General features: G+C 44.8%; 7 protein-coding genes and 4 tRNA genes. 7 read left to right on the plus strand and 4 right to left on the minus strand.

All coding sequences use genetic code 11. The annotated features are described in order from the left end of the window. From L5M38_RS20775 to L5M38_RS20805, 7 genes are all read left to right on the plus strand, one after another. On the plus strand, positions 1-3,597 hold a 3,597-nt coding region (locus tag L5M38_RS20775), incomplete at its 5' end, for an Ig-like domain-containing protein (protein WP_263180202.1). An 89-nt stretch (positions 3,598-3,686) separates the two neighbouring features. Then, on the plus strand, positions 3,687-5,864 hold the full coding sequence (locus tag L5M38_RS20780; RefSeq protein ID WP_105250446.1) for a type I secretion system permease/ATPase: 2,178 nt from the start codon (positions 3,687-3,689) through the stop codon (positions 5,862-5,864). Then, the gene (locus tag L5M38_RS20785; protein WP_168825932.1) at positions 5,861-7,243 is read left to right on the plus strand and encodes an HlyD family type I secretion periplasmic adaptor subunit; all 1,383 of its coding nucleotides are present in this window, start codon (positions 5,861-5,863) and stop codon (positions 7,241-7,243) included. The genes L5M38_RS20780 and L5M38_RS20785 overlap by 4 nt, the downstream gene beginning before the upstream one ends. 29 nt (positions 7,244-7,272) lie before the next feature. Then, a complete protein-coding gene (locus L5M38_RS20790) occupies positions 7,273-8,694 on the plus strand; it encodes a TolC family outer membrane protein (protein WP_105250448.1) in 1,422 nt (473 codons plus the stop codon). Beyond that, a complete protein-coding gene (locus tag L5M38_RS20795) occupies positions 8,691-9,299 on the plus strand; it encodes an OmpA family protein (protein ID WP_105250449.1) in 609 nt (202 codons plus the stop codon). Before L5M38_RS20790 ends, L5M38_RS20795 begins: the two co-directional genes overlap by 4 nt. 19 nt (positions 9,300-9,318) lie before the next feature. Beyond that, positions 9,319-10,026, plus strand: coding sequence for a transglutaminase-like cysteine peptidase (locus L5M38_RS20800; RefSeq protein ID WP_105250450.1), 708 nt, complete (start codon positions 9,319-9,321; stop codon positions 10,024-10,026). Positions 10,027-10,034: 8 nt separating this feature from the next. Next, entirely contained in the window at positions 10,035-11,954 is a 1,920-nt protein-coding gene (locus tag L5M38_RS20805) for an EAL domain-containing protein (RefSeq protein WP_173496181.1), read from the plus strand. Positions 11,955-12,212: 258 nt separating this feature from the next. Here L5M38_RS20805 and L5M38_RS20810 read toward each other — a convergent pair. The 4 genes from L5M38_RS20810 to L5M38_RS20825 form a co-directional block, all read right to left on the minus strand. Beyond that, positions 12,213-12,289 (minus strand) — tRNA-Pro (locus L5M38_RS20810). A 156-nt stretch (positions 12,290-12,445) separates the two neighbouring features. Beyond that, positions 12,446-12,522, minus strand: a tRNA-Pro gene (locus L5M38_RS20815). A gap of 32 nt (positions 12,523-12,554) precedes the next feature. After that, positions 12,555-12,630, minus strand: a tRNA-His gene (locus L5M38_RS20820). Positions 12,631-12,683: 53 nt separating this feature from the next. Then, positions 12,684-12,760 (minus strand) — tRNA-Arg (locus L5M38_RS20825). Positions 12,761-12,839: the final 79 nt, after the last annotated feature.

The raw sequence follows: 12,839 nt of genomic DNA on the forward strand, positions 1-12,839 counted from the left end.
ATCATCGTGGCCGACACCGCCCTCACCAACGAAGACACCGCCGTTATCATTGATGTGCTCGACAACGACACCTTTGAAAACAGCGATGCCGCCGTCACCGGCGTCACCAATGGCGCCAACGGCACCGTGACCATCAATGCCGATGGCACCGTGACTTACACCCCAAGCGCGAACTTCCATGGTACTGACAGCTTCACTTACACCGTGACGTCGGGCGGCGTGACTGAAACCACCACCGTCAATGTCACCGTTTTGGATATCACCCCTCCATCAGCGCCAACCGTCTGGATTGTAGATGATGGCACGCCGGGTGATGGCCTCTTAACGGCGACTGAAATTGGCAACGATGACGTGCAGCTAACCGTATCGATCAACGATACTGATTTTGAAGCTGGCGGCTATGTCACGCTCACCATCAATGGCGGTGCAGCGATTGAACTTCGCTTAACCGACTTCACAGATAATGGCAGCGGCACCCTCACCTTTGGTGACTACACCTACGCCAACGGCGTCATCAACTGGACCGAAACCACACCCGCTAACGGCCAAAGCATCACTGTAACCGCGACGCAAACGGATAAAGCTGGCAACACCTCTGCTGAAGGCTCTGATACCGCCATCGTAATTTATGCAACTGGCGAAAGTTATACTGAGCAAGAAGATCAGTTGGTAACTGGCCAACTTCTGACCAACGACCATCCAAGCAATACCAGCGTCGTCAGCTTTACCGTTATGCATAACGGTGCACTAACAAGCTACAATGCTGGTCAAACAGTGGCCCTCTCCATAGGTAGCTTGCTAATACAATCCAATGGAGAGTTCACGTTTATACCTAATCAACATTGGTCAGGCGATGTATCAACTGTGACATACACTACTAATACGGGAGATACGGCAACACTCAATATTACTGTTCAACCAGTTGCAGACAAACCATTGGTTGACGTGATACTGACCGCTAATGGCACACCTCTTTACAGCGGATTTATCAGCTCAGGGATTACAACTGAACAGTTCCGCAGTGGTGATTTCACTAAACAGCCATTTAGTACCGAAGCTAAGAAGACCGATACCACCAGCGGCCAAGATCAAGTGTTGGGTTCATTCAATAACGATCACCTTGTCAGCCAACAAGGTGGCGGTGATATGCTCTACGGGTACGGCGGCAATGACGTTCTGGTTGGTGGCGATCATATTCAAGGTGATTCACTCTATGGCGGAACTGGTAATGACATTCTGGTTGCAGGTTTAGGCCATGATGGCTTGTATGGTGACACAGGAACTGATATTGCCGTGCTGATGGGCAATCGTGCAGATTACATCATCACCAAAGGCAGTGGATATCATCCTCAAAACGATATCTGGTTTGATTTTACAACTAAAGAAAATGGCGCAGCCGTCGTTAAGGCGCTTCATGATATCGAGTACATTCAATTTGATGACGGCATTTATACACTTGACAAGAACACTGGTCAGCTCGTCATGGTTCAGCCAACCTATGTTGACTACCCAGTTGAAATCAATGCATCTCTAACTGATCGTGACGGCAGCGAATTGCTCGACTCCATTGAATTGAGTGGTTTGCCCGCTGGCACGCAAGTGTTCTACCAGGGAGTGCTACTCGGTGTAGCTGACAATGATGGCAAGCTACTGCTGGATTACAACGGCCCTAATGGCTGGACTGGTGGCAATCTCTGGGCTGAAAATGCACTGGACGCTTCGCTGACTGGAGTCACAATTCGCGTTCCCGGAGCAAATGCAGGTCAGGTGGACTTGGTGGTAGAAGCGGTTGCCAGAGAAAAAGGGACCGATCTCACTAATTCAGCAACGGGTGAAGATACCATCCGCCTTGATTACTTCAAGGGCACTGAAGGTGAACCTGGAAACCAAGATGTCAATTTTGGCAGCGAGCACAATATTGTGGTTGGCGACTTAGATGGCAGCATTATTCTGCCAGGCCAAAACTACAATATCGCCTTTATGGTCGATAGTTCCGGTAGTATAAACGCTGATACGCTAGAGACGATGAAATTGCAGTTAGCCCAGGTATTGCAAACCCTCATAGACAGTGCCGGTGGCCCACAAAGCGGCACTGTGAACATCTTCTTGGTTGATTTTGATACTCATGCTAAGGGCAGCATCAGTGTAGATCTTAGTGACCCCAATGCATTGAATATTCTTCAAGAAGCATTAGATGATATGAGCCGCGGCGGCGGCACCAACTATGAGGATGTATTCACTACCACGGCCAACTGGTTCGCCAATGGTGATGCCCAAAATAATAGTGGGGCTACTAATCTTGCCTTCTTTATCACTGACGGCAAACCGACCTACTATAATGCTAATGCGGGTGGTAACCCAAATGTCTACGACACATGGGGGGACAATAATGATCGTAGCTTGTCACAAGTCATCGGCACTGGCTACGTATTCGGCCAAGTCTATACAGTTAACGGACGTGTGGTGATTGATGAAAATGGTAATGTGTTCCGCGTAGACGACTTCTACAGCGTGAGCCGGAGCCCTGTTGGAGCAATGCGACCCGATCCCCAAGGTAACTATCAGTACTATGCTTTGTCTGGTAACGGTAGTGACACCAGCACTGATACAGTTACAAATTCCCAAGCTGGCTTTGCATTGCTCTCGGGCCTTGGCGTCACGGTTCAAGCTATCGGCATGGGCGCAAACATCAATGAGGCTGACTTATTACCTTATGACACTGATGGTAATGTTCAAACGAATATAGATGCTGATGATCTAGCCGATGCCATCCTTGGCGACCAAGTGAACGCCATTCCAGGCTCAGATCGTTTTGATGGCGGTGTTGGAGACGATATCATCTTTGGTGATGCGATACACTTTACCGGCATCAGCGGTCAAGGCTTCGCAGCCATTAAAGCCTACGTTGCCGATAAGCTAGGTCTAGCTGATGCTAGTGATGCCCAAGTTCACAGATATATCAGTGAACATACTGACGAGTTTGACCAATCTGGTGCAAACGATAAAGCAGACATCTTATTTGGTGGTGCCGGTAACGACATTCTCTTTGGTCAAGGTGGTAATGATTATTTAGATGGAGGAGCAGGCAACGATACCCTCTATGGAGGCACTGGCAACGATACCTTGATTGGTGGTGCTGGCAACGACACTCTGATTGGCGGCCTTGGTAATGACGTTCTGCGTGGTGATAGCGGTGCAGATACCTTCGTGTGGCGCTATGCTGATGCCGATAATGGCACTGACCACATTGTGGATTTCAATGTGAATGAAGATAAGCTCGACCTGAGTGATTTACTGCAAGGAGAAACGGCTAATACATTAGATGAATATCTCAGCTTTAGATTAGATAATGGCTCTACCGTTATCGATATAGATGCCAACAAAGATGGGACTGTCGATCAACACATTGTGCTTGATGGGGTTGACCTCTATAGCCAATATGGTGCAGCTGATAATGCAGGTATTATTAATGGCTTACTTGGTACCAATGGTAATGGGCCACTCATTATTGATGCCGCGCCAGTGGCACTAGATGCACCACAAGGAGTGACGCCACTGATAGACCCTTATAATACTAACGGCACTATGATTCCTTAATAAAATCGCTTGGATGGCCTATAGAAATATAGGCCATCATGACCGATACTTGCCATAACCATATAAAAATCCAAAGGATAAGTAATTAGGTGTCTGCTGCAGCTTCTGAAAAAATTGATCAATGGACCATTTCAGCCTCACAAAGAGTGTTAGTGGATCCTTTGCTGGATTGTTTAGTGTTACTCACTGAGCATTTTGGCAATCCGTGCTCGAGCGATTCGCTTGCGGCAGGTTTACCCTTGTCAGGTACCGTGTTATCACCCGACTTATTGCCTCAGGCGGCTTCAAGAGCGGGTCTAGCGGCTAAGCTATCTCGAAAAGGCTTAAACGAAGTATCACCTATATTGCTCCCCTGTATTTTATTATTAAAAGACAAAAAAGCCTGTATATTGCGAGAACTTGATGTTGCATCAGATAAAGCAATTATTCAATTACCCGAGACGGGCGGTGAAGAAACACTGACAATTGAGTCGCTCGAAGCCTTATATGTGGGATATTTATTCTTAGTCAAACAAGAATACCGTGGCGACATGGGCTTCGATGTTTATCTACACGATAATAAAACCCACTGGTTAGTCCAAACCCTCAAAGATTCAGCACCCATTTATCGTGATGCATTAATCGCTTCTGTATTGGTGAATTTATTCGCCTTAGTTTCACCGTTATTTATTATGAATGTGTATGACAAAGTCGTCCCAAACCTCGCTTTTGAATCCCTTTGGGTTTTAGCGATTGGTGCGGCGATTGCTTATATGTTCGATCTTATCATGCGGCAACTTAGAAGTTACCTCATCGATGTTGCAGGAAAAAAAGTAGATATTATTGTGTCTTCGCGACTTTTTGCTAAAGCGATAGGTATTCCCCTAGAAAAACGTTCTCCTAGTATCGGCGGCATGGCGAAACAGTTAGGTGAATTCGATAACATTCGTGAAATTTTAACTTCGGCAACGATCACAACTTTAGTCGATCTCCCCTTCGCGATATTTTTCTTAATCATTATTTTTATTGTCGCTGGTGATCTCGCTATAGTTCCAGTCATTGGCGGCATCATCATTATTGGCTTCACGCTTTATATTCAACCTAAACTCAAAGCGGCAATCGAAGAAGGCAATAAATTTTCAAGCTTAAAACATGGGCATTTAATCGAGAGCTTATCAGCGTTAGAGTCAATTAAAGCCAATGGCGCTGAAGGAATTGTGCAAAAAAGCTGGCAACAGATGATAGGCCATAGTGCAAACTGGCAGTTAAGGTCAAAAAAGCTCTCCAACTCAGTATCGAACGTAGCGAACTTTACGGTGCAATTTACCGTTGTCTGCGTGGTGATTTTGGGCGTTTATCGTGTGGCTGATAATGCGATATCTATGGGCGGAATTATTGCTGCGGTCATGCTATCGAGCCGCGCCATTTCACCTATGGCACAACTTGCAGGCCTGATGACGAGAGCAAACCACACAGCCAGTGCACTACGTCAACTGAATGAAATCATGACTCAAGAAGATGAGTTTGAAAATAAAGGGCATTTAGTTAGCAAACAAAGACTCATAGGCAAGATCAATGCTGATCATGTTGGTTTTAGTTATCCAGGTTCTGAAAAGCCTGTGTTGCATCCGATGTCGCTGACGATTAATCCTGGCGAACGCATTGCCATTATCGGTCGAAATGGTTCAGGTAAAAGTACGCTAGCTAAGCTACTGGTTGGGCTATTTCAACCCACGGCAGGAAGCTTGCGCTACGACGGTTTAGACTCAGCACAGATTCATCCGAGTGATTTACGTCGTAATTTTGGCTACTTACCCCAAGATGTCACCCTATTCCATGGTTCTATTCGCGACAATATTTTATTTGGTACACGTCAAGTCACTGAACATCAACTCATCCGCGCGGTACAGCTTTCTGGTGTGAGTCAATTCACCAACCTAGAAGCAGAAGGCCTAGACCAACAGGTCGGCGAAGGCGGCATGTCACTCAGTCGCGGGCAAAGACAAACTGTCGCTCTTGCTCGCGCCACACTGAATGATCCCCCAGTGTTACTGATGGATGAGCCTACGGCGAGTTTAGATGCTCGCGCTGAACAACAATTTATTCGTTCAATGCAAAATGTCAGCAAAGATAGAACGTTAATTCTTATTACCCACAAGATGCATTTATTGCAACTCGTCGACCGCATTATTGTACTTGAACGCGGCCATGTGGTTGCCGATGGACCTAAAGCAGAAGTGCTAGAAAAACTCAATTTTGGCCTAGTGAACGGAGAGGCTAAAAGATGAGTAAACATCTAACAACAAACGACTTAGACATGGTTGATGATGTCTATGGCGCCATGATGACAGACGCTCCCAGCGGACACAGATTAATCATATGGGCACTTGCTGCTATGGTAGTGTGTTTTTTACTGTGGGCGGGGTTTGCTCAATTAGATAAGGTTACTACTGGAACGGGAAAAGTGATTCCTTCATCGCAAGTTCAAGTGATCCAAAGTCTAGATGGCGGCATAATGCAAGAACTCTACGTTCAAGAAGGTGAGATAGTCACAAAAGGGCAGCCTTTAGTGCGTATTGATGATACCCGCTTTCGCTCCGACTTTGCTCAACAAGAGCAAGAAGTTTATGGCTTAAAAACCAATGCTATCCGCATGCGCGCCGAACTCGACAGCATTCTAATATCAGACATGACCTCTGATTGGCGTGAACAAGTGCTAATCACTAAAGAAGCATTGATATTCCCTGAAGCTATCATTGCTGCGGAACCCGCCTTAGTGAAAAGACAACAAGAGGAATACAACGGACGCTTAGATAACTTAAGTAACCAACTTGAGATCCTCGTACGTCAAATTCAACAAAGACAGCAAGAAATAGATGATCTCGCCTCTAAAACAACGACATTAACGACGAGCATGCAGCTAATATCCCGCGAGCTTGAACTCACTCGACCTTTAGCCAAAAAAGGTATTGTTCCTGAAGTTGAGTTACTCAAACTCGAACGCACGGTAAACGACTTGCAAGGTGAATTGAATTCAATGCGTTTACTCCGCCCTAAAGTAAAAGCGGCATTAGATGAGGCTATCTTAAAACGCCGTGAAGCTGTATTTGTTTACGCTGCAGAGCTGCGCGCACAGCTCAATGAAACTCAAACCCGCCTCTCTCGCATGAATGAAGCACAAGTTGGCGCGCAGGATAAAGTCAGTAAGGCGATTATCACCTCCCCTGTTAATGGCACCATTAAAACCACACATATCAATACACTGGGTGGTGTAGTGCAACCTGGGATCGATATTATCGAGATAGTTCCGTCGGAAGATCAACTGCTGATAGAAACTAAAATCTTGCCTAAAGATATCGCTTTCTTACATCCAGGATTACCCGCCGTAGTAAAAATTACCGCCTATGATTTTACCCGCTATGGCGGCCTTAAAGGAACTGTCGAACATATTAGTGCCGACACTTCTCAAGATGAAGAAGGCAATAGCTACTATCTCATCAGAGTTAGGACTGCAGAATCTAGTTTAACCAAAAACGATGGCACACAGATGCCAATTATTCCGGGAATGTTAACTTCAGTTGACGTTATCACGGGGCAAAGATCCATACTTGAGTACATTTTAAATCCAATTTTAAGGGCTAAGGACACAGCGCTCAGAGAGCACTAAGCCTTTTTTTATAAACCGGGAGGTTGGTCATGAAGACTTCAGCAATACGACAATTTCAATGTTCAAAGATAGCCATAGTGCTGTCATTAATCCTGTTACCTTTATCGGCTCAAAGTCAGACGTTAGAACAAGCCGTTGCACATACGCTAGATACAAACCCAGATTTACGAGTGGCATTCAACCGCTTTAAAGCGCGAGAAGAACAAGTTAATCAAGCGATAGCAGGCTATATGCCAACTATTGATGTCAATGGTGGCTACGGTTACGAACAAACCGACAGCGTATCGACACGTAGACGACCCAATATCGGCGAAGTCGATAGCAAAGGGGTGGCTGAATTAAATCCCGGAGAGTTTGGTGTTAGCATAAAACAAATGCTTTTCGATGGTTTCTACACCAGCAGTGAAGTTGATCGTTATAGCTTTGAAGCTAGCGCAGACCAATGGGCACTGCTTGCTGCAGCTGAAGATATGGCACTCGATGTCAGTAAAGTCTATCTCAACTATTTACGCACCGATGAAGTGTTAAAATTAGCCGAGAAAAACCTTAACAGCCATAAAGAAATTTATGACCAGATTAAACAACGTACTGACTCAGGTTTAGGCTCAATCGCAGATCTATCCCAAATCTCGGGACGTTTGGCGCGTGCTAATGCTAACGTTATTTCTGCTCGCAACAATTTACTTGATGCAAAAGCACAGTACGTCAAAATTGTAGCGGCGGCACCGGCAGACTTAATATTACCAGTGCCAGATGCAGACATGCTGCCAAAGGATCTTAGCTCTGGCATTATTGTTGCGCAAGAGAATCACCCCATACTCAAATCTGCAGCAAACGATATTAGTGCCGCAGAAAATGAACGCTCTTCAGTACAATCCAATTACTATCCTCAGGTTTCTTTAGAACTGAATGGTAACTGGAATAACGATATCAGCGGCGAAGATGGAATATCAGGTGCTGGTGCTTTCCGCAGTGATGTGGGTGGTCATAGTAACGATCTCGTCGCCATGGTGAGGGTGAGATACAACTTATTTGCGGGGGGTAAAGATCTTGCCCGTGAAAAAGAAACTGCTTACAAGTTAGGTGAAGCGAAAGAAATCCGCCAACGCGCCCAACGTGAAGTTGTTGAAGGGGTAAACCTAGCTTGGAACGCATTTGAAATGCTAGCGCCGCAAAAACAATATATTCGCGATCATGTCGTGGCCGCAAAGGATACTCAAACAGCCTATGCACAACAGTTTAATTTAGGCCAACGCAGTCTACTCGACTTATTAGATACCGAAAATGAGCTCTTCGAGGCACGTAAAGACTACTTACAAGCTGAATATGATGAAGTTATTGCTAAGTATCGCGTGCTCAATTCTACAGGGCGATTATTAGACTCACTTAAAGTCACTAGACCTGATGCGTGGCGCGGAGAGCGCAATTATGAAGGAGGAGCTAACAAATGAAAACTCTCACATTTTTTCTAAGTGTCACTCTTTTAGCTGGTTGTTCGATGCGCGATACGGTTAATATTGACGAAATGGTCACAACTCAAACCTATGATCTATCTGATAAAGATAGCGATGGTGTCATTGAAGCCCGTGAACGCTGCAACGACACCGCCCAAGGGGCAGGTATTGATAACTATGGCTGTGGCAAAATAAAAGCGATTAACGAGCGAAAGGAAATAAATATTTTATTCCCGAATGACTCTGCTTATATTGCGCCTGAGTACTATCCTCAAATTGAAGAGGTGGCTATTTTTCTACGTCAGTATCCAACGACCAAAGTGACTATCGAAGGTCACACGAGTCGCACAGGAACCGATGAACGAAATACAGTATTATCTCAAGAACGTGCAAATGCTGTCACCGCAGTACTGGCTGAACGCTTTAGTATTGATAGAAGTCGATTAACTGCTATTGGATATGGTTCTAGCCGCCCAATTGTTTTAGAACAGACGCCGGAAGCAGAAATTCGTAACCGTCGTGTTGTTGCAGAAGTCACTGGTGATGATACGGCAGCAGACATGAAATGGACAATTTACTCGGTCGATGACAACTCAAAATAAAGGACTAACACATTAGGTTATGAACGGCAGACTTGATTATAAAGATTCATTATTGCGAGTCTGCCGCTTTAGCCTAATAGCGTCAGCCTTAGGCATATGTTGCCTATATGCGGCCCCCACACAAAACCTTGATGAAGTGAAGATAACTTCAACCCTAGAAAAACATTACGGCGAACGTGCTGGAATGCGAGCAAGGGCTTGGTTCAAAGTATTATCGGAAGCGAGTACGCTAGATGAAAAAGAAAAGTTATTGAAGGTAAATAACTTTTTTAATTTATTCCGTTTTGTGGATGACAGTAAATTATGGGGAGACTCGAATTATTGGGCAACGCCGATGGAGTTTATTGGTGTGAATGGCGGTGATTGCGAAGACTTTTCGATCGCAAAATACTTCACCCTACTCCAACTTGGTGTTCAAGAGGACAAGATGCGGATCACTATGGTTAAAGCCACTACGGTTAATCAATACCACATGGTATTGGCTTACTATGAAACACCATCATCAATTCCTTTAGTGCTCGATAATCTTGACCATGAAATAAAACCCGCCACAAAAAGAAAAGATCTACTGCCTGTTTATAGCTTTAATGGTAAACAGTTATGGCTCAATAAAGAGCAAGGTCGAGGCGTACTGGCAGGGTCCTCAAAACGATTAGAAAAATGGAACGATCTTAACCATAGATTAGGTGTTGACCGTCTTAGGCAACCAAAATTAAAACTGGAGTAGCACCAAAAATGACACTGTTTAGACAGATTTATTCGCTGCTTTTTAGCCTGTTCTTGCTTGTAGTTGCAAGCCTTGGCTATGTGCAATTCACTGAGACTCAAAGCTTTTTAACAAAGCAAATGGAGTCCGATCTAAACAATGCCAGCACTTCACTCGGTCTAATGCTTACCCCAGCACTCGAAGCCGGCGATACCGCAGCGGCAGAAACCTTAGTGAATGTTATTTTTGAAGGTGGTTACTATCAAAATGTAAAATTGACTTGGATGGTCGATGGAAAGCAACAAGAGTGGAATAATCCTTTAAAAATTGAAGATGTCCCTCAATGGTTTATCAATCTAGATCTGTTTAAAACCATCAAAAAACAAAGCACTATCACCTCAGGTTGGCTGCAGCTAGCACAGCTTGAAATCACTGCTCATCCTGGTTTTGGTTATCATGAACTATGGCGAATCATGTCCAATACCATCATAGCCTTCTCACTACTTTTTCTCGTTGCTATTTTTACAGCAAGAGTAGGCTTAACATGGATATTGAAACCTCTCCACACCCTGTCTGAACACGCGAAAAGTATCGCAGCACGCCAATTTGGTCCAGACATGGCACTACCCAAAACCACCGAATTAAAAGACTTAGTGACTGCATTTAACAGCATGTCAGCTCAATTGAAACAAGTGTTCCATTCTCTTGACGAAGAGGTTGGCGCGTTACGTAAGAAGAATCTTGTCGATCCGGCGTCAGGCCTGCCTAACCGCCAATATGTAGTAAGTCGTTTAAATGGTTGGTTAAGTGAACCTAGCAGCGGCGCTTTATTCCTCGCCAAGCTCGACTGGCTCGAAGAAGTGCACAGTAAATATGGCTATCAAGTTCGAGATGAAACCATACGGATCCTCGCAGAAAAGTTTCAACAGCAATTAAACGAAATAACGCCTTCGGTCATAGGGCGTATTGCCGCCTATGAATTTGCATTTTTAGTGACCGATGTTGAACACGATCAGATCAGCAAATATTTACAAACACTTATCCGTACCATCAATCAAGAAATGTCAAAAGCAGGCTGTAAGCCCAACGAAGACTTTGCTATCGGTATTGCTGAACGTATTGGGCAAATGAATGTGTCGGATATTTTGGCCCAAGCCGACAATGCCCTTCAAAAAGCATTACAAGAAAATAAAACCTTCCACTGGTTTGAAACCACAGAGCAGCAATTATTCACCCGCGAGCAATGGCGCGATAACCTCAGCCATGCCATCAGCAATAAGAAGTTTAAGTTTAGATGGCAACCCATACAATTTTGCGATGGTGATGGCATAGCGCAACGGGAATTGTATTGCCAATTAGAGCTTGGCGATCAACTCGCCCATGCAGGGCAATTTATGCCTTATATCGAGTTATTATCACTTGGTGCCTTACTCGATAAATGCTTAATTGAAACTGTCTACGAGCAAAAACTGCTCGAGCGGAGCTATGAACCGCTCGCAATTAACTTAACCCACCAAAGTATTAACGATCCTCAGTTCCATGAGTGGCTAAATCAATTTTTGCGAAATGCCGCATTTATTGAGCGTATCTGCTTCGAAATCCCTGAGGCTGGTGTTTATAGTGATCTTAAGTCATGTCAGCACTTATGTAACATCATTCGCGATAACGGTGCTAAGTTTGGTATTGACCACTTTGGTCGTCAGTTTGGCTCTATGTCTTATCTACAGGAATTAAGACCTAGCTATGTGAAACTGGATCAATCCTTCGCCTACTATGATGAGACACACCACAATAGCGAATTGTGCCGCGCCCTAATCAACGTAGCAAAAGGATTGGACATTCAAGTCATAGTGACGGGTATTCAAGAAAAGGCTCAGCTAGAACGTTTTAACGAGCTTAGAACCGATGCCTATCAAGGCTTTATCGCCCCGCCAGTGAATCTTGACTAAGCCGTATTATTAAGAAGTGATTTTGCAAACAAAAAGCTCCGTAAAGAGCTTTTTGTTTTTCTACGGTTGAGTGACTATGCCGATACAGTTCAGCAAATCTGCCAGGTGTAAATAAGAACTGTAGCCAACTTCTATACTCATTAAGGATGCGCTATCAAGCGACAACAAACATGATAATGTCAGTGAGTAGTTCCATTTCGCCAATGCAAAAAAGCCTCAGTGTATTCATTAATGAATGCTGAGGCTTTTCTACTTATTTGGTCGGTGATAGAGGATTCGAACCTCTGACCCTCTGGTCCCAAACCAGATGCGCTACCGGACTGCGCTAATCACCGTAAATTTTGCACTATTATTTACATACGCTTAGAGGGTTCACCCTCTCGTCCACTTTTATCCAAAACATCAGGATGCGTTATCGGACTGCGCTAATCACCGTAAAACATTAACTATTTACTTAACTTACATTAAGCTCGCTAGTCACGCGAAGAATTTGGTCGGTGATAGAGGATTCGAACCTCTGACCCTCTGGTCCCAAACCAGATGCGCTACCGGACTGCGCTAATCACCGAGAATGAAAATCTTTATATCAAAGTAAATGAATGGGGTGACTGATGGGGCTCGAACCCACGACAACCGGAATCACAATCCGGGACTCTACCAACTGAGCTACAATCACCACTGATTTTCACTTACTTTACTAACCTTAAAGCTCACAACTCTATTCGGAAGTGGTGCGCCCAAAAGGATTCGAACCTTCGGCCTCACCCTCCGGAGGGGTGCGCTCTATCCAGCTGAGCTATGGGCGCTCGCCTTGGTTAGCGCCGCATATACTAGGGTCAAATCCCCTTTGAGTCTATAGCTGTTTTGCACTTTTTTTACTGACTG

Origin of the sequence: Shewanella sp. SM101 (assembly GCF_025654465.1) — a bacterium.
In the GTDB taxonomy this organism is placed as follows: Bacteria; Pseudomonadota; Gammaproteobacteria; order Enterobacterales; family Shewanellaceae; genus Shewanella; species Shewanella oncorhynchi.